This window comes from Nocardioides sp. P86, from assembly GCF_023712465.1.
Classification (GTDB): Bacteria; Actinomycetota; Actinomycetes; order Propionibacteriales; family Nocardioidaceae; genus Nocardioides; species Nocardioides kribbensis.
Genome location: NZ_JAMAYE010000003.1, coordinates 556,071 through 573,451 on the forward strand (window position 1 = coordinate 556,071; position 17,381 = coordinate 573,451).

General features: G+C 73.6%; 16 protein-coding genes. 14 read left to right on the forward strand and 2 right to left on the reverse strand.

Annotated features, from left to right (window positions below; genetic code table 11):
- The first annotated feature begins 55 nt into the window (after positions 1-55).
- From M3673_RS15990 to M3673_RS16005, 4 genes are all read left to right on the forward strand, one after another.
- The gene (locus tag M3673_RS15990) at positions 56-1,213 is read left to right on the forward strand and encodes an NAD(P) transhydrogenase subunit alpha (RefSeq protein WP_251534863.1); all 1,158 of its coding nucleotides are present in this window, start codon (positions 56-58) and stop codon (positions 1,211-1,213) included.
- Positions 1,210-1,545 carry an NAD(P) transhydrogenase subunit alpha gene (locus M3673_RS15995; protein ID WP_251534865.1) on the forward strand — a complete coding sequence of 112 codons (336 nt, stop codon included), beginning with the start codon at positions 1,210-1,212 and terminating at the stop codon, positions 1,543-1,545. The genes M3673_RS15990 and M3673_RS15995 overlap by 4 nt, the downstream gene beginning before the upstream one ends.
- Positions 1,542-2,945 carry an NAD(P)(+) transhydrogenase (Re/Si-specific) subunit beta gene (locus tag M3673_RS16000; RefSeq protein ID WP_251534867.1) on the forward strand — a complete coding sequence of 468 codons (1,404 nt, stop codon included), beginning with the start codon at positions 1,542-1,544 and terminating at the stop codon, positions 2,943-2,945. The genes M3673_RS15995 and M3673_RS16000 overlap by 4 nt, the downstream gene beginning before the upstream one ends.
- A 71-nt stretch (positions 2,946-3,016) precedes the next feature.
- Positions 3,017-3,448: an organic hydroperoxide resistance protein gene (locus tag M3673_RS16005; RefSeq protein ID WP_193666436.1), complete on the forward strand. Its 432-nt coding sequence runs from the start codon at positions 3,017-3,019 to the stop codon at positions 3,446-3,448.
- Positions 3,449-3,616: 168 nt separating this feature from the next.
- Here M3673_RS16005 and upp read toward each other — a convergent pair whose 3' ends face one another.
- Positions 3,617-4,258: a uracil phosphoribosyltransferase gene (upp, locus tag M3673_RS16010; RefSeq protein WP_056903174.1), complete on the reverse strand. Its 642-nt coding sequence runs from the start codon at positions 4,256-4,258 to the stop codon at positions 3,617-3,619.
- A gap of 205 nt (positions 4,259-4,463) precedes the next feature.
- Here upp and M3673_RS16015 point away from each other — a divergent pair, with 205 nt between their 5' ends.
- Both M3673_RS16015 and M3673_RS16020 read left to right on the forward strand, forming a co-directional pair.
- Positions 4,464-4,949, forward strand: a complete 486-nt coding sequence (locus M3673_RS16015) for a tRNA adenosine deaminase-associated protein (protein ID WP_056863124.1) — start codon at positions 4,464-4,466, stop codon at positions 4,947-4,949.
- A 152-nt stretch (positions 4,950-5,101) separates the two neighbouring features.
- Positions 5,102-5,578 carry a nucleoside deaminase gene (locus M3673_RS16020; RefSeq protein ID WP_374108211.1) on the forward strand — a complete coding sequence of 159 codons (477 nt, stop codon included), beginning with the start codon at positions 5,102-5,104 and terminating at the stop codon, positions 5,576-5,578.
- Between the two features lie 368 nt (positions 5,579-5,946).
- Here M3673_RS16020 and M3673_RS16025 read toward each other — a convergent pair whose 3' ends face one another.
- The gene (locus M3673_RS16025; RefSeq protein ID WP_251534869.1) at positions 5,947-6,969 is read right to left on the reverse strand and encodes a LacI family DNA-binding transcriptional regulator; all 1,023 of its coding nucleotides are present in this window, start codon (positions 6,967-6,969) and stop codon (positions 5,947-5,949) included.
- Positions 6,970-7,194: 225 nt separating this feature from the next.
- On the opposite strand from M3673_RS16025, the gene M3673_RS16030 reads away from it, so the two are divergent.
- The 8 genes from M3673_RS16030 (at position 7,195) to M3673_RS16065 (ending at position 17,379) form a co-directional block, all read left to right on the forward strand.
- A complete protein-coding gene (locus tag M3673_RS16030) occupies positions 7,195-8,784 on the forward strand; it encodes a sugar ABC transporter ATP-binding protein (protein WP_082500072.1) in 1,590 nt (529 codons plus the stop codon).
- A complete protein-coding gene (locus M3673_RS16035) occupies positions 8,781-9,890 on the forward strand; it encodes an ABC transporter permease (protein ID WP_251534871.1) in 1,110 nt (369 codons plus the stop codon). The genes M3673_RS16030 and M3673_RS16035 overlap by 4 nt, the downstream gene beginning before the upstream one ends.
- Positions 9,887-11,011, forward strand: coding sequence for an ABC transporter permease (locus M3673_RS16040; RefSeq protein ID WP_251534873.1), 1,125 nt, complete (start codon positions 9,887-9,889; stop codon positions 11,009-11,011). The genes M3673_RS16035 and M3673_RS16040 overlap by 4 nt, the downstream gene beginning before the upstream one ends.
- Complete coding sequence (rhaS, locus tag M3673_RS16045) at positions 11,008-12,039, forward strand: rhamnose ABC transporter substrate-binding protein (RefSeq protein ID WP_056863127.1); 1,032 nt, start codon at positions 11,008-11,010, stop codon at positions 12,037-12,039. The genes M3673_RS16040 and rhaS overlap by 4 nt, the downstream gene beginning before the upstream one ends.
- A gap of 107 nt (positions 12,040-12,146) precedes the next feature.
- Positions 12,147-12,557: an L-rhamnose mutarotase gene (locus tag M3673_RS16050; protein ID WP_251534875.1), complete on the forward strand. Its 411-nt coding sequence runs from the start codon at positions 12,147-12,149 to the stop codon at positions 12,555-12,557.
- 3 nt (positions 12,558-12,560) lie between these two features.
- Positions 12,561-13,751, forward strand: a complete 1,191-nt coding sequence (rhaI, locus tag M3673_RS16055) for an L-rhamnose isomerase (protein WP_251534877.1) — start codon at positions 12,561-12,563, stop codon at positions 13,749-13,751.
- Positions 13,752-13,825: 74 nt separating this feature from the next.
- A complete protein-coding gene (locus M3673_RS16060) occupies positions 13,826-15,862 on the forward strand; it encodes a bifunctional aldolase/short-chain dehydrogenase (RefSeq protein WP_251534879.1) in 2,037 nt (678 codons plus the stop codon).
- A complete protein-coding gene (locus M3673_RS16065; RefSeq protein ID WP_251534881.1) occupies positions 15,859-17,379 on the forward strand; it encodes a rhamnulokinase family protein in 1,521 nt (506 codons plus the stop codon). The genes M3673_RS16060 and M3673_RS16065 overlap by 4 nt, the downstream gene beginning before the upstream one ends.
- Positions 17,380-17,381: the final 2 nt, after the last annotated feature.

Consider the following 17,381-nt stretch of genomic DNA (forward strand, 5'->3'; position numbering starts at 1 on the left):
CGCCGGTGCGGCGCGGGGGGCGCGCCGCGGGTGCCGGCGGGGCTACGTTGCCCGGGTGAGGATCGCCGTGGCCCGCGAGACCCGACCCGGGGAGACCCGGGTCGCCCTGGTGCCCGAGCTCGTGGGCGCGCTCACCGCGCTGGGCTACGACGTGGTGGTCGAGCCGGGCGCGGGCCTGGGCGCGCTGGCCGAGGACGCCGACTACGAGGCCGCCGGCGCCACGGTCGAGGACCGCGCCGTGGAGGACGCCGACGTGGTGGTCTCGGTGCAGCCGCTGGAGCGCGCCACCGCGCGACGCCTGGCCAGCGGCTCGACCACGGTGTCGTTCCTGCCCGCGGCCCAGGAGCTCGACCTGGTCGCCGACCTGCGCGACCTGCGGATCAGCAGCTTCGCGATGGAGCTGGTGCCGCGGATCTCACGGGCCCAGTCGATGGACGCCCTGAGCTCGCAGTCGCTGGTCGCGGGCTACCGCTGCGCCGTCGTCGCCGCCGGGCTGCTGCGGCGCTTCCTGCCGCTGAACATGACCGCCGCCGGCACGGTCGAGCCCGCCCAGGTCGTCGTGCTCGGCGCGGGCGTGGCCGGCCTGCAGGCCATCGCCACCGCCAAGCGGCTCGGCGCGGTCGTGCGGGCCTACGACGTGCGTCCCTCCTCCGCGGAGGAGATCGCCTCGATGGGCGCCCGCGCCATCGACCTCGACCTCCCGCCGCTGGAGGGCAGCGGCGGCTACGCACGCGAGATGGACGAGGAGCGGGCGCGGCTGCAGCGCGAGCTCCTGGCGCCCCACGTCGCCGCCGCCGACGCGCTCATCACGACCGCCGCCGTGCCCGGCCGCACCGCCCCGCTGCTGGTGACCCGCACGATGGTCGAGGCCATGACGCCCGGCTCCGTGGTCGTCGACCTCGCCGCCGACTCCGGCGGCAACGTCGAGGGCTCGGTGCCCGGCGAGCTGGTGCGCGTCGGCGCCGCCCAGGTCTGGGGCGGGCGCAACGTGCCGGCCCAGATGCCCCAGCCGGCCTCGCGCCTCTACGCCCAGAACGTCGTCAACCTGGTGGCCCTGATGACCCGCCCGGCCACCGCCGACGCGCCCGCGACCCTCGCCCCCGACCTCGCCGACGAGGTGCTCGACGCGGCCTGCGTCACCCACGACGGCGTGGTGCGCCACGGTCCCACCCGCGCCCTGCTCGAGGGCCCGTCCTCCGGAGGAGCACCGTGACCGACGACCCGATCGTGTGGCTGACCGTCTTCGTGCTCAGCGTCTTCGTCGGCATCGAGGTCGTCGGCAAGGTCTCCTCGACCCTCCACACCCCGCTGATGTCCGGCGCCAACGCCATCCACGGCGTCATCCTGCTGGGCGCGGTGCTCGTCACCGGCACCTCCGAGAGCACCCTCGGCCTCGTCGTGGGCCTGGTCGCGGTGGTGCTCGCCACCGTCAACATGGTCGGCGGCTTCGTGGTCACCGACCGCATGCTGCAGATGTTCGTGCGCCGCCGTCCCGGTCCCGGGGCGCAGGCGCCGGACGCCCCCCGGCGCGGGGGCCGGGCGTGAGCACCGCGGCCGAGCTGGTCTACCTGCTCTGCGCGGTCGGCTTCATCCTCGCCCTCAAGGGCCTCTCGGGGCCGCGTACGGCGCGCGCCGGCAACCTGGTCGGCGCCGCGGCTGCCGTGGTGGCCGTGGCGGTGCCCTTCGTCGACTCCGGGGTGCCCGGCGGCCTCGACCACGTGCCGCTCATCCTGGCCGCGGTCGCGCTCGGCTCCGTGGTGGGCGTGGTCGGGGCCCGGCGGGTGCAGATGACCCAGATGCCGCAGATGGTGGCCCTCTTCAACGGCGTCGGCGGCGGCGCGGCCGCGCTCGTGGCGCTCTTGGAGCTCGACCACCAGGCCGCCCTGGCGTCCACCGCCCCCGGGTCGACGGGGTGGTTCGACGTCGCCGCCACCGTCTTCACCGTCGTGGTCGGCTCGGTCTCGCTGGCCGGCTCCGTGGTCACCTTCGCCAAGCTCCAGGAGCTGATGACCTCCCGTCCCGTGCTCTTCCCCGGCCTCCCGGTGGTCGTCGCGGTCGGGCTGATCGCCGCCGTGGTGCTCGCCGTGCTGTGCGTGCGCGACCCCTCGGTCGGCCTCGGGATCGGCCTGGGCGTGCTCGGGCTCGCGCTCGGCGTGCTGCTGGTGCTGCCGGTCGGCGGGGCCGACGTACCGATCGTGATCTCGCTGCTCAACGCCTTCACCGGCCTGAGCGTCGCCGCCGGCGGCTACGTGCTGGCCAACACCACCCTGCTGGTGGCCGGCACCCTCGTCGGGGCCTCCGGCACCTTCCTCACCCTGCTCATGGCCCGCGCGATGGGCCGCTCCACCGCCCACGTGCTCTTCGGCGCCCTGCGCGGCGGCTCCACCCTCGGCGCGGGCGAGGCCTCCGACCGGCCCGTGCGCAGCGCCGGGCCCGCCGACGTCGCGATCCTGCTGGCCTACGCCGAGCGCGTCATCGTCGTGCCCGGCTACGGCCTCGCCGTCGCCCAGGCCCAGCACACCCTGCGCGAGCTCGTCGACGTGCTCGGCGCGCGCGGCACCCGCGTCGACTACGCCATCCACCCCGTCGCGGGGCGCATGCCGGGCCACATGAACGTGCTGCTCGCCGAGGCCCAGGTGCCCTACGAGCAGCTGGTCGAGATGGACGACATCAACGCCGACTTCCGCGAGACCGACGTCGTGCTCGTCGTCGGCGCCAACGACGTGGTCAACCCCGCCGCCCGCACCACCCCGTCGGCGCCGATCTACGGCATGCCGATCCTCGATGTCGACCAGGCCCGCCAGGTCGTCTTCCTCAAGCGCTCGATGCGCCCCGGCTTCGCCGGCATCGAGAACGACCTGCTCCACGAGCCTACGACCACGCTGCTCTTCGGCGACGCCAAGGACTCCCTCACCAGGCTGCTCGCGGCCCTCAAGGCGCTCTGAGCGACTCCCACATCGCGAGACGTGGTGCGCGGTCGGGGAAGAGACCGCGGGCGCGACCTGTTGGAGCGGGCATGACCAACACACCGGAGAAGATCGTCTACACCGCCCGCGCCTCCGTCACCGGCGGCCGCCAGGGTCGCGCGACCTCGGAGGACGGCGTCCTCGACCTCAGCCTCACCGCCCCCAAGGAGGTCGGTGGGCCCGGCACCGGCACCAACCCCGAGCAGCTCTTCGCCGTCGGCTACGGCGCCTGCTTCCAGGGCGCGCTGACCATGGTCGCCAAGGCCCACGGCGTCGACGCCTCGGGCTCGCAGCTCGAGATCGCCGTCGGCTTCGGCCCCGAGGGCGACTCCTACGCCATCACCGCCGACATCGAGGTGACCATCCCCGGCGTCGACGACGCCAAGGCCCAGGAGCTCGTCGAGGCCGCCCACCAGGTGTGCCCCTACTCCAAGGCCACCCGCGGCAACGTGCCCGTCACCGTCGTCGGCAAGGGCGCCTGACCCGCACGACCGGATCCACTCCCGCTGCCTCGCGGGACCTCGCACGAGCCGTCGCCCTCCGGGGTGGCGGCTCGTGCCGTCTCCCGGTGGTGACTGGTGGCGGGCGGTGCCGGCTGACGGGCGGTGCCGGGTGGCGCCGTCAGCCGTGCGCCGTCCTGGGCGCCCGGGTCAGTGGGCCACGCCGTACAGCCGGTCGCCGGCGTCGCCGAGCCCGGGCACGATGTAGCCGTTCTCGTCGAGGCGCTCGTCCATCGCCGCGGTGACCACCGTGACGGGCACGCCGATGTCCTCGAGCTCCTGCTCCAGGCGCGCGCAGCCCTCGGGGGCGGCCAGCAGGCAGATCGCGGTGATGTGGTCGGCGCCGCGGTCGGTGAGGAAGCGGATGGCCGCGGCGAGCGTGCCGCCGGTGGCCAGCATCGGGTCGAGCACGTAGCACTGGCGCCCCGAGAGGTCCTCGGGCAGGCGCTCGGCGTAGGTGGAGGCCTCGAGGGTCTCCTCGTTGCGCACCATGCCCAGGAAGCCGACCTCGGCCGTCGGCAGCAGCCGCATCATGCCGTCGAGCATGCCGAGACCGGCGCGCAGGATCGGCACCACGAGCGGCTTGGGGGAGGCCAGGCGGACCCCGGTGGCAGCCGAGACGGGCGTGCGGATCTCGACGGTCGCGACGCGCACGTCGCGGGTGGCCTCGTAGGCCAGCAGCGTCACCAGCTCGTCGGCCAGGGCGCGGAAGGTCGGGGAGTCGGTGCGCTCGTCGCGCAGCGTGGTGAGCTTGTGGGTGACGAGCGGGTGGTCCACGACGTGGGTGCGCATGCGCGAAACCCTAGGGCACGCCGACGGCGCCGGCTCAGCCGTCGGTCAAGCCCGTCGCGCAGGGGTGGCCCCGGCCACCCCGGTCTGTCACGCTGGGGTCGGGCCACCTCCGGCGACCCGCACCACGCCAGTCACCACCCGGTCATCCCTGGGGCACCACCCGGGCGCCGACCGGGGCCACGGACGCAGCGGACGGGAGAGCACCGTGAGCGAGCAGATCGACGCGGTCGACTTCGCGGTGGCGGCCTACCGCGAGCAGGGCCGCTGGAGCGTCCAGGAGATCACCCACCACCACCTCGACGACGTCGAGACCCTGGCCGAGGCGCTGCGCCGCCTGCCGGGCGAGGGCGGCGCGATCGGCATGGTGGCCGTCGACGAGGACTGGTTCCTGCTGCTCCGGGTCGCCGGCACGTCGGTGCGCCTGCTGCTCTCCGACGTCACCGCCGCCGACGACTGGGACCTCGCCGACTCCGCGCTGGAGCACCTCGGCCTGCCCGACCTCGGCGACGACGACGAGCAGGTGCCCGCCGGCGACCTCGGCCTGCTCGCCGACCTCGGCATGCACGAGCTCGACCTGGGGGTGCTGCTCGACGACGTCGACCTCTACCCCGACGAGATCCTCTCCGACGTCGCCCGCCGCCTCGGCTTCGGCGAGCTCTTCGACGACGTCGTCGGCATGGTCGACGTCTGACCCACCCCGGCGTACGCCGCCCCGCGCCCACTCGGCCCCGCCGCCGCCCACTCGGCCCGCCGCCGCCCGCGCCGACCGGGCACGCGGCCTGCCCCGCGCCGCCCCGCGCCCACTCGGCCGCGCGCGGTCGGACGACCCGGCATGATGCCGCCATGACCTCCTCGCCGGCCGCCCGCACCGCGTGGGAGCCCGCCATGCGCGAGGCCCTGTCCGAGGCCCGGGCCGCGCTGGGCACCGGCGACGTGCCGATCGGGGCGGTGGTCGTCGACGGTGACGGCGCCGTCCTGGGGCGGGGCCGCAACGTGCGCGAGGCCGAGGCCGACCCGACCGGCCACGCCGAGGTGGTCGCGCTGCGCGAGGCCGCCCGCGCCCGCGGGGAGTGGCGCCTCGACGGCTGCACCCTCGTGGTCACCCTCGAGCCGTGCACGATGTGCGCCGGCGCCGCCGTGCTCAGCCGGGTCGACCGCGTGGTGCTCGGCGCCTGGGACGACAAGGCCGGCGCCGTCGGCAGCCTCTGGGACGTCGTGCGCGACCGCCGGCTCAACCACCGCCCCGAGGTCGTCGCCGGCGTGCTCGCCCCCGACTCCGCCGCCCTGCTCGAGGACTTCTTCCGCGCCCACCGCCCCTGACCCCCCGGCCCGGCTCCCGCGCCCGACCCCCGCGCCCGACCGCGGCGCCTCACCCGCGCGCCTCCGGCCTGTCCCTCCCGCCCCGCCCGTCACACCGGTCGGCCCACCCCCGCACCTGTCGGCCCACGCACGGGCCGACCAGTGCGGGTTTCGCCAGCCGGCCGGTGAAACCCGCGCCGCGGCGTACTCGTCCCGACGCCGTTCCCGGTGGCGACCACTGCGTCCTGCCCGACTCCGGACTCGGCGCCGTCCCGCCAGCCCCGCCCGTCACACCGGTCGGCCCACCCCCGCACCTGTCGGCCCACGCACGGGCCGACCGGTGCGGGTTTCGCCAGCCGGCCGGTGAAACCCGCAGACGGCCCGACCCCCTACCCCGTCGTCGACGCCCGGGCGACCAGCTCGGGGGTGAAGAGCACCTGGCGGTGGGTGTGGGCCTGGTCGGTGGCCTCTGCGAGGACCAGGGCGGCGGCGGTGCGACCGAGCTCCTGGCGGGGCTGACGCACGGAGGTGAGGGGCACGGCGGCGGCGGCGGCGAACTCGATGTCGTCGTAGCCGACGATCGCGAGCTGCTCGGGCACCCGGGTGCCCGAGCCGATGGCCTGCTGCAACAGGCCGAGGGCGAGCAGGTCGTTGGCGCAGAAGGCGGCGGTGGGGCGACGGCGGGCCGGGAGCCCGGCGAGGCGCTGGCCGGCCTCGCGCCCCTCGCGCACGTCGAGGGCGGCGGTGGTGACGACGAGCAGGTCGTCCTCGGGGCGGCCGGCCTCGGCCCAGGCGCGCCGCGCGCCGGCGAGCCGCTCGCGCACCTGGCCGAGGGTGGCGGGTCCGCCGATGAAGGCGATCCGCTCGTGGCCGAGGTCGAGCAGGTGCTCGACGGCGATGCGGCCGCCGAGCTCGTCGTCGACGGAGACCGAGCACAGCGAGGCGTCGGGGCGGGTGCGGTCGACGATGACCACGGGGGTCCCGCGGCGCACGAGGTCGTCGAGCGTGGCGGAGTGGGGGTCGACGGGCGTGACCAGCACGCCCTGCACCCGCTGCTGCTCCAGCAGCGTGAGGTGGGCGGCCTCGCGGTCGGCGCGGTTGGCGCTGTTGCACAGCACCACGGTGAGGTCGACGTCCTCGGCGGCGATCTCGATGCCCTGGGCCACGTCGGTGAAGAAGGGGTTGCCGGCGTCGAGCATGACGTAGGCCAGCGTCCGGCTGGTGCCGGCGCGCAGCTGGCGCGCCGACTCGTTGCGCACGAAGCCGAGCTCGCGCATGGCGTCCTGCACGCGGGCGCGGGTGGCGGGGCTGACCCGGTCGGGGCGGTTGAGCACGTTGCTGACCGTGCCGAGGGAGACCCCGGCCGCCGCGGCGACGTCCTTGACCGAGGCGCTGCGCGCAGCGTCGCTCACACCACCACCCCTGCCTGCTCCTGCGGGTGGTCTGGACCCGCTGCTTGAAACGATCTAGGGCAGCCTAGTGCGCCGACGATCCCGTGTCCCGTGTCCGCTGACCGGACTTTTCCCCCCGGAATTGCGGGAGAGCGCTTGACGGCTGTGACAGCAGTCACCTACGGTCTGGACACCGGATTGAAACCTTTCAAAACAGATGGTCCGGACGACGGAAGTGAGGAAACCATGGCCGCAGCGGCACCCGCCGATGCCACCCTGGTGCTGCGCGACGTGGCCAAGTCCTTCGGGGCCGTGGCGGCGCTGCGCTCGGGGAGCCTGGCCGTGAGCCCGGGCTCGATCCACGCCCTCGTGGGGGAGAACGGCGCCGGCAAGTCGACGCTGGTCAAGATCGTCGCCGGTGTGCACCGCCGCGACTCGGGCGTCTTCGAGCTGCGCGGCGAGGCCGTCGACTTCGGCTCCACCGCCGAGTCCAAGTCGGCCGGCGTCGCGGTGATCTACCAGGAGCCGACGCTCTTCCCCGACCTCTCGGTCACCGAGAACATCTTCATGGGCCGCCAGCCCCTCGGCCGCGGTCGCCGCATCGACCGGGCGCGCATGCACGCCGAGGCCGAGGCCATCTTCGCCCGCCTCGGCGTCGGCCTCGACCCGCGCCGCCTGGCCCGCGGGCTGTCGATCGCCGACCAGCAGATCATCGAGATCGCCAAGGCCATCTCGCTCGACGCCCACGTGCTGATCATGGACGAGCCGACCGCCGCGCTCAGCGGCGTCGAGGTCGACCGCCTCTTCGCGGTGGCCCGCAGCCTGCGCGACGAGGGCCGGGCCCTGGTCTTCATCTCCCACCGCTTCGAGGAGGTCTTCGACCTCTGCGACACCGTCACGGTCATGCGCGACGGCGAGTACGTCGGCACGCGCGCCATCGCCGAGACCACCGTCGACCAGGTGGTCGCCCTCATGGTCGGCCGCGAGGTCACCGACCTCTTCCCCAAGACGCCCGCGCCGATCGGCGACGTGGTGCTCGACGTGCAGGGGCTGACGACGCCCGGGGTCTTCCACGACGTCACCTTCCAGGTGCGCGCCGGCGAGATCGTCGGGCTCGCGGGCCTGGTGGGCGCCGGGCGCAGCGAGATCGCCCGCGCCGTCTTCGGCGTCGACGCCTACTCCGCCGGCAGCGTCAGCCTCCACGGCGCGCCGGTCCCGCCGCGCAAGCCCCGCGCGGCGATCCGCGCTGGCATGGCCTTCATCCCCGAGGACCGCCGCAAGCAGGGCCTGGTCACCGACGCCTCGGTGGCGCGCAACGTCGCCGGCGTCATCCGCCGCGGCCTGTCCCACGCCGGTCTGCTCACCGCCCGCGACGAGAACAGGGCGGCGGGCCCGTGGGCCGGGCGCCTCGAGGTGAAGACCAGCGCGCTGGACATGAAGGCCTCCACCATGAGCGGGGGCAACCAGCAGAAGGTCGTCATCGCCAAGTGGCTGGCCACCGAGCCCACGCTCCTCATCATCGACGAGCCCACCCGCGGCATCGACGTCGGCACCAAGGCCGAGGTCCACCGGCTGCTCTCCGACCTGGCCGGTCAGGGCCTGGCCATCCTCATGATCTCCTCCGAGCTGCCCGAAGTGCTCGGCATGGCCGACCGGGTGCTCGTCGTCTGCGAGGGCCGGCTCACCGCCGACCTCGACCGTGACGCCGCGACGCCCGAGACCGTCATGCACGCCGCCACCCACCGCGAGGGCCACCTCGCCGGCGGTGCCTCCACCGACCCCGACGCCGCCGGCGCGAGCGGACCCGACACCCACCTCAAGGAGGTCTCCGCGTGAGCGCCACCCTGGTCGAGCCCAGCTCGGTCCCGCCCGCCCGGCGCCTGCTCGGCACCCTGCTGCGCTCGCGGGAGATGGCGGTGCTGACCGTCCTGCTCCTGCTCGTCGCGCTGACCACCGCGTCGAGCAGCTCGTTCCTCTTCAGCAGCGGGGGCTGGCGCGACCTGCTGCTGACGCCCTCGATCCTGCTCGTCCTGGCCGTCGGCCAGACGGCGGTCATCGTCACCCGCAACGTCGACCTCTCGGTCGGCTCGACCCTGGGGCTCACCGCCTACCTCGTGGGCAAGGTCTTCCTCGCCTACCCCGGCATCCCCGTGGTCCTGGTCTTCGTGATCGGGCTGGCCTTCGGGGCCGCCCTGGGCCTGGTCAACGGCGTGCTGGTCGCCTTCGGCAAGGTGCCCGCCCTGGTGATCACGCTCGGCACGCTCTACATCTACCGCGGCATCTTCCTGACCTGGGCCGGCAGCGACCGCATCAACGCCTCCGACCTCCCCTCGGGCTTCCTCGCCCTCGGCACCCGTCAGGTGCTGTCGATCCCCGTGCTCATCCTCATCGCCGCGGTCGCCCTGGTCGTGGTGGGCTACTACCTCCACACCGCCCGCGGCGGTCGTGAGCTCTACGCCATCGGCTCCGACCCCGACGCCGCGACGCTCTACGGCCTCAAGGTCAACCGGCGCGTGCTGGCGGCGTTCGTGCTGTGCGGCGCCCTCGCCGGCCTCGCCGGGGTCTTCTACGCCGCCCGCTACGGCTCCATCAGCTCCGGGGCCGGGCGCGACATCGAGCTCCAGGCGGTCGGCGCGGCCGTGATCGGCGGGGTCGCCATCTTCGGCGGCAGCGGCACGGTCTGGGGCGCCGCCATCGGCGCCTTCCTGCTCGTGACCATCAACCGCGCCCTGCCCGTGCTCGGCATCTCCGACTTCTGGCAGCGCGCCGTGGTAGGCGCCCTGATCCTGCTGGCGATCGTGCTCGACCGCGTGCTCCTGCTGCGCCAGGAGCGGCGCCTGGTCGCCGCGCGCGACGAGGCGCCGCCGGGCGGCCCCGGACCAGGCCCGGGATCGAGCCGCGGCCCCCACGACCCCAGCGACCGGACGCAGGTGACGGCATGAGCACGACGACGACCCCGGGCGGCCCGGCGCTGAGCGAGCGGGAGACCCGCACCTACCGCGCCTACTCCCGACCGCTGTGGATGCGCGCCCTGCTGACCCGCGAGTTCGCGGTGATCTTCCTGCTCGTCGCGGTCTTCCTCTACGCCCGCGGCAGCATCGAGTTCTTCGACGGCCCGCTGACGCTGTACTACCTCTTCCTCGAGACCGCCCCGATCCTGCTCATCGCGCTGCCGATGACGATGGTGGTCATCACCGGTGAGATCGACCTCTCGGTGGCCAGCGTGGTGGGGCTCAGCTCGGTGCTCGTCGGCATCCTGCACGTCGACGCCGGGCTCTCCATCCCGGTCGCCGGGGCGATCGCGATCGCGGTCGGCGTGGTATGCGGCGCCTTCAACGGCTTCCTCGTCGCCTACGTCGGGCTACCGTCGCTGGCCGTCACCATCGGCACGCTGGCGCTCTACCGCGGCATCGCGGTCGGCCTGCTCGGCACCGAGGCGAAGACCGACTTCCCGGAGAAGTGGACCGACCTGGCCCGCGAGCGCATCAGCGAGGGGTCGTCGTACCCGCTCGTGCTCGTGCCCATCGCCGTGCTGGCCGTGCTCTTCGTGCTGGTGCTGCACTTCACCCCCTTCGGACGCGGCGTCTTCGAGATCGGGCTCAACGACGAGGCGGCGCACTTCACCGGGGTCGACGTGGCCCGCACGAAGTTCGTCACCTTCGTGCTGGCCGGCGCCATCTCCGCCTTCGCCGGCATCTACTTCACCCTCTACTACGGCAGCGCCCGCGGCGACAACGCCACCGGCATGGAGCTGCAGGTCATCGCGGCCGTGCTCCTCGGCGGCGTCTCGATCTTCGGCGGCAAGGGCGCGCTGCACGGCGTGCTGGCCGGCGTGCTCCTCATCGGCGTCATCAACTCCGCGATGCGCCTCGAGGGCTACACGGTCAACGTGATCAACATCGTGATCGGAGTGCTCCTGGTGCTCTCGGTCATCTCCTCCAGCCTTCTCTCCTGGGTCTCGGCTCTGACCTCAGGGAGGAACACCGGCCTGCTCCGCAGGCGGTCGGCAGCTACCGGCAAGCGGTCACTGCCCGAGAACACCCACGAAAGGGACGCACGATGACGCACAACCTTCGGCGCACGACCACGATCGCCGCGATGGCGCTGGTGGCCGGCCTGGGCCTGACCGCTTGCGGCAGCGACGACAGCTCCTCGTCCTCCGGCGGCGGTGGCGGCGACGCCACCTCGGTCACCTTCCTGCCCAAGAACCTGGGCAACCCCTACTTCGACACCAGCGACGCCGGCGGCGAGAAGGCCGTCGACGAGTTCGGCGGCACCTTCGAGGAGGTCGGCCCCGACACCGCCACGCCCGACGCGCAGGTGCCCTTCATCAACACCGCCGCCCAGCAGGGCGTCAACGCGCTGGTCATCTCGGCCAACGACCCGACCGCCATCTGCGACGCCCTCGACGAGGCCAGCAGCGCCGGCACCAAGATCGTCACCTTCGACTCCGACACCGACGCCGAGTGCCGCGACCTCTACATCAGCCAGGCCGACGCCGAGGGCATCGCCAAGGCCCAGGTCGACCTCATCGCCGAGCAGATCGGCGACGAGGGCGAGATCGCCATCCTCTCCGCGGCCGCCAACGCCACGAACCAGAACGAGTGGATCGACCTCATGGAGGCCGACCTCGAGGAGAACCACCCCGACATCGAGCTCGTCGACACCGTCTACGGCGACGACGACGACCAGACCTCCTTCGACAAGACCGCCGCGCTCCTGCAGTCGCACCCCGACCTCAAGGGCATCGTCTCGCCGACCACCGTCGGCATCGCGGCCGCCGCCCGCTACATCTCCACCTCGGAGTACAAGGGCGAGGTCGCCGTCACCGGTCTCGGCACCCCGAACCAGATGCGCGAGTACGTCAAGGACGGCACCGTCACCGCCTTCGCGCTGTGGAACCCCGAGGACCTGGGCTACCTGGCCGCCTACGCCGCCAAGGCCCTCGCCGACGGCGACATCGACGGCGCGGAGGGCGACACCTTCGAGGCCGGTGACCTCGGGGAGTACACCGTCGGCGCCGACGGCGTCGTGCTCCTCGGCGAGCCCTTCGTCTTCGACGAGTCGAACATCGACGACTTCGACTTCTGAGTCGGCCCCCGGTCGACACGACCGATCCGTCCGGCCGGCCCACCTACCCGGGCCGGCCGGACCCCGGCACCACCCGTCACCCGACCACCACCCGACTCGGAGGGCCCGTGCAGCGCGTCTGCTTCCAGCTCCAGGTCCGTCCCGACCGCATCGACGAGTACCGCCGCCGCCACGCCGCGGTGTGGCCCGAGATGTGCCGGGCGCTGCACGAGACCGGCTGGCACAACTACTCGCTGTTCCTGCGCGAGGACGGACTGCTGATCGGCTACCTCGAGACCCCCGACCTCGCCGCCGCGCAGGCCGGCATGGCCGCCACCGAGGTCAACGCCCGCTGGCAGGCCGAGATGGGCGAGCTCTTCGTCGACCTGGAGGGTCTCGCCCCCGACGAGGGCTTCCTCGTCCTGGAGGAGGTCTTCCACCTCGAGGACCAGCTCCGGTCGCCGGCCCCCGGCCCCAGCCCGATCTCCACCCCGATCTCCACCCCGATCTCCACGCCGCACCCACCCGAAGGCAGCTGAACCATGACCGACACCACGCCGCGCTTCGCCGGCATCGCGCACCAGCTCGACGGCCAGGCCATCGAGCTCCCGTCCTGGGCCTTCGGCAACTCCGGCACCCGCTTCAAGGTCTTCGGCACGCCGGGCACCCCGCGCTCGATCCAGGAGAAGGTCTCCGACGCCGCGACCGTGCACCGCTTCACCGGGCTCGCGCCCTCGGTGGCCCTGCACATCCCGTGGGACCTCACCGACGACTGGGCCGCGCTGCGCGCCCACGCCGAGGAGCAGGGCGTGGCCCTGGGGACCATCAACTCCAACACCTTCCAGGACGACGACTACAAGTTCGGCGCCCTGACCCACACCGACGCCAAGGTCCGCCAGAAGGCGATCGACCACCACTTCGAGTGCATCGACGTCATGCACGCCACCGGGTCCCGCGACCTCAAGATCTGGCTCGCCGAGGGCAGCAACTACCCCGGCCAGGCCGACCTGCGCGGGCGTCAGGACCGCCTCGCGGAGTCGCTCGCCGCGATCTACGACCGGATCGGCGAGGAGCAGCGGCTGGTGCTGGAGTACAAGTTCTTCGAGCCGGCGTTCTACCACACCGACGTGCCCGACTGGGGCACCTCCTACGCCCAGGTCAGCGCCCTGGGCGAGCGGGCCGTGGTCTGCCTCGACACCGGCCACCACGCGCCGGGCACCAACATCGAGTTCATCGTCATGCAGCTGCTGCGCCTGGGCAAGCTCGGCTCCTTCGACTTCAACAGCCGCTTCTACGCCGACGACGACCTCATCGTCGGCTCGGCCGACCCCTTCCAGCTCTTCCGGATCCTCTTCGAGGTCATCCGCGGCGGCGGCTACGGCCCGGCCAACGCCGACGGCCGCAGCGACGTCGCCTTCATGCTCGACCAGTGCCACAACGTCGAGGACAAGATCCCCGGCCAGATCCGCTCGGTGCTCAACGTCCAGGAGATGACAGCCCGCGCCCTGCTCGTCGACCGTACGGCGCTCGCCGCGGCCCAGGAGGCCGGCGACGTGCTCGGCGCCCACGAGGTCTTCATGGACGCCTACAGCACCGACGTGCGCCCCGACCTCGCCGCCTGGCGCGAGGAGCGCGGCCTGCCCGCGCACCCGATGAAGGCCTACGCCGCCTCCGGCCACCAGCAGCAGATCGAGGCCGCCCGCGTCGGCGGCGCCCAGCTGTCCTGGACCTGACCCGCACCCGACCCGCCCTCCCGCCGTACCCCACGTCGAACCCCACGTCGAACCCACCGAGGACTCACACCACCATGACCCACCCCGCGGCAGCCGACCTGATCGCCCGCTCCAACCGCCTGGGCTCCGACCCCAAGAACACCAACTACGCCGGCGGCAACACCTCCGCCAAGGGCACCGAGACCGACCCCGTCACCGGCCAGCCCGTCGAGCTGGTCTGGGTCAAGGGCTCCGGCGGCGACCTCGGCACCCTCACCGAGCAGGGCCTGGCCGTGCTCCGCCTCGACCGGATGCGCGCGCTGGTCGACGTCTACCCCGGCGTCGAGCGCGAGGACGAGATGGTCGCGGCCTTCGACTACTGCCTGCACGGCAAGGGCGGGGCCGCGCCGTCGATCGACACCGCCATGCACGGCCTCGTCGACGCCCCCCACGTCGACCACCTCCACCCCGACTCCGGCATCGCCGTCGCAACCGCCGCCGACGGGCAGGAGCTCACCTCGACGATCTTCGGCGACAAGGTGGTGTGGGTGCCGTGGCGCCGCCCCGGCTTCCAGCTCGGCCTCGACATCGCCGAGATCAAGGAGAAGAACCCCCAGGCCGTCGGCTGCATCCTCGGCGGCCACGGCATCACCGCGTGGGGCGAGACCAGCGACGAGGCCGAGCGGGCCTCGCTGTGGATCATCGACACGGCCGCGGCCTACATCGCCGAGCACAGCCGGCCCGAGCCCTTCGGCCCGCCGCTGGCCGGCTACGCCCCGCTGCCACAGGCCGAGCGCCGCGCCAAGGCCGCCGCCCTCGGCGCCACCATCCGCGGGATCGCCTCGCAGGACCGGCCCATGGTGGGCCACTTCACCGACACCGGCGAGGTCCTCGACTTCCTCGCCTCCTCCGAGCACCCCCGCCTCGGCGCGCTGGGCACCTCCTGCCCCGACCACTTCCTGCGCACCAAGGTCAAGCCCCTCGTGCTCGACCTGCCCTCCGACGCGCCCGTCGAGGACTGCGTGGCGCGGCTCAAGGAGCTCGCGGTGGCCTACCGCGAGGACTACCAGGCCTACTACGACCGTCACGCCACCCCGGAGTCGCCCGCCATCCGCGGCGCCGACCCGCTCATCGTGCTCGTGCCCGGCGTCGGCATGTTCAGCTTCGGCAAGGACAAGCAGACCGCCCGCGTGGCCGGGGAGTTCTACGTCAACGCCATCAACGTGATGCGCGGCGCCGAGGGCCTGTCGACCTACGCCCCGATCGACGAGGCGGAGAAGTTCCGCATCGAGTACTGGGCGCTGGAGGAGGCCAAGCTCCAGCGGATGCCGAAGCCCAAGCCGCTGGCCACCCGCGTCGCCCTGGTCACCGGCGCCGCCGGCGGCATCGGCAAGGCCACCGCGAAGAAGCTCGCCGCCGAGGGCGCCTGCGTCGTCATCGCCGACCTGAGCCTGGAGAAGGCACAGGCCGCCGCGGCCGAGATCGGCGGCTCCGACGTCGCCGTCGGTGTGGCCGCCGACGTCTCCGACGAGGACGCCGTGCAGGCCATGGTCGACGCTGCCGTGCTCGCCTTCGGCGGTGTCGACCTCGTCGTCAACAACGCCGGGCTCTCGCTGTCGAAGTCGCTCATGGACACCACCGCCGCCGACTGGGACCTCCAGCACAACGTGATGGCCAAGGGGTCCTTCCTGGTCTCGAAGGCGACCGCCAAGGTGATGGTCGAGCAGGAGATGGGCGGCGACATCGTCTACATCTCCTCCAAGAACTCCGTCTTCGCCGGCCCCAACAACATCGCCTACTCCGCGACCAAGGCCGACCAGGCCCACCAGGTGCGGCTGCTGGCCGCCGAGCTCGGCGCCCACGGCATCAAGGTCAACGGCGTCAACCCCGACGGCGTCGTGCAAGGCTCGGGCATCTTCGCCAGCGGCTGGGGCGCCAACCGCGCCGCGGTCTACGGCGTGGAGGAGAAGGACCTCGGCAAGTTCTACGCCCAGCGCACGATCCTCAAGCGCGAGGTGCTGCCGGAGAACATCGCCAACGCCGTCTTCGTGCTCTGCGGGCCCGACATGACCCACACGACCGGCCTGCACGTGCCGGTCGACGCGGGCGTGGCCGCGGCGTTCCTGCGGTGAGCCCGGGCACCCCGGCGACCCCGGTGGCCGCCCCCGGCGCGCCGCTGCGGGTCGCCGCCGTCGACCTCGGCGCCACCAGCGGCCGGGTCATGGCCGCCACCGTCGCGCCGGGCCACCTCGCGCTGACCGAGGTGCACCGCTTCGCCAACGGCGCGGTGCCCGTGCGCGGCTCGCTGTACTGGGACGTCGTGGGCCTCCACCGCGAGGTGCTCGCCGGGCTGCGCGCGGTGGCCCGCTCGGGCCCGCTGCACGGCATCGGGATCGACTCCTGGGCCGTCGACTACGGCCTGCTCGACCGCGACGGCGCGCTGCTGGGCAACGTGCACAGCCACCGCGACCGCCGCACCGACGGCGTGGCCGCCGAGGTGCTGCGCACCGTGCCCGCCGAGGAGCTCTACGCCGTCACCGGGCTCCAGCAGCTGCCCTTCAACACGATCTACCAGCTCGTCGCCGCCCGCGGCACCGCAGCGCTGGAGTCGGCCGAGACCCTGCTGCTGCTGCCCGACCTGCTGGCCTACTGGCTCACCGGGGAGGTCGGTGCCGAGCGCACCAACGCCTCCACCACCCAGCTCTACGACGTGAGCGCCCGCGAGTGGTCCACCGACCTGGCGCGCCGTGTCGGCGTGCCGTGGGCGATCCTGCCGCCGCTGCGCGACGCCGGCGACCGCATCGGCTGGGTCAGCCCCGACGTGGCCGCCGGGCTCGACCTCGCCCAGGACGTGCCGGTCATTGCCGTCGGCTCCCACGACACCGCCTCCGCGGTGGTCGGGGTGCCGGCCGGCGAGGAGGAGTTCGGCTACATCTCCTCGGGCACCTGGTCGCTGGTCGGGCTCGAGCTGGAGAAGCCCGTGCTGAGCGAGGCGGCGCGGGTCGCCGACTTCACCAACGAGGGCGGCGTCGACGGCACCGTGCGGTTCCTGAAGAACGTCATGGGCCTGTGGGTGCTCTCCGAGTGCGTGCGGTCCTGGACCGAGCAGGGCCTCGCCGGCACCGACCTGCCGACCCTGCTGGCCGGGGCGGGGGAGGCCCCCGCGCTGCGCACCGTGGTCGACATCAACGACCCCGCCCTGCTCGCGCCGAGCACCGCGCTCGACCCGATGCCCGACCGGGTCGTGGCGCTGGCCGCGCGGGCGGGGGAGCCGGTGCCCGAGCACCGGATGGCGCTCGTGCGCTGCGTGCTCGACTCGCTCGCCCTGGCCTACCGCCGCCACCTGCGCACCGCCGCCGACCTGGCCGGGCGCCGCCTCGAGGTCGTGCACGTCGTGGGCGGCGGGTCGCAGAACGCGCTGCTGTGCCAGCTCACCGCCGACGCCTGCGGGCTGCCCGTGCTCGCCGGGCCGGCCGAGGCGGCAGCCCTCGGCAACGTGCTGGTGCAGGCCCGCACCCTGGGCGCCGACCTGCCCGACCTGGCGGCGATGCGCGCGCTCGTGCGCGCCACCCACGGGCTGCGCCGCCACGAGCCCCGCGGGGGCCACGACTGGGACGCCGCCGAGGCGCGCCTCGACGCGGCCCGCTGAGC

What these genes read in the sequence shown, in the direction of transcription:
- rhaI (WP_251534877.1), top strand. Translation starts at nt 12,561, where the DNA reads ATGACCGACACCACGCCGCGCTTCGCCGGCATCGCGCACCAGCTCGAC.
- M3673_RS16020 (WP_374108211.1), top strand. Translation starts at nt 5,102, where the DNA reads ATGACCTCCTCGCCGGCCGCCCGCACCGCGTGGGAGCCCGCCATGCGC.
- rhaS (WP_056863127.1), top strand. Translation starts at nt 11,008, where the DNA reads ATGACGCACAACCTTCGGCGCACGACCACGATCGCCGCGATGGCGCTG.
- M3673_RS16040 (WP_251534873.1), top strand. Translation starts at nt 9,887, where the DNA reads ATGAGCACGACGACGACCCCGGGCGGCCCGGCGCTGAGCGAGCGGGAG.
- M3673_RS16030 (WP_082500072.1), top strand. Translation starts at nt 7,195, where the DNA reads ATGGCCGCAGCGGCACCCGCCGATGCCACCCTGGTGCTGCGCGACGTG.
- upp (WP_056903174.1), bottom strand. Translation starts at nt 4,258, where the DNA reads ATGCGCACCCACGTCGTGGACCACCCGCTCGTCACCCACAAGCTCACC.
- M3673_RS16005 (WP_193666436.1), top strand. Translation starts at nt 3,017, where the DNA reads ATGACCAACACACCGGAGAAGATCGTCTACACCGCCCGCGCCTCCGTC.
- M3673_RS16060 (WP_251534879.1), top strand. Translation starts at nt 13,826, where the DNA reads ATGACCCACCCCGCGGCAGCCGACCTGATCGCCCGCTCCAACCGCCTG.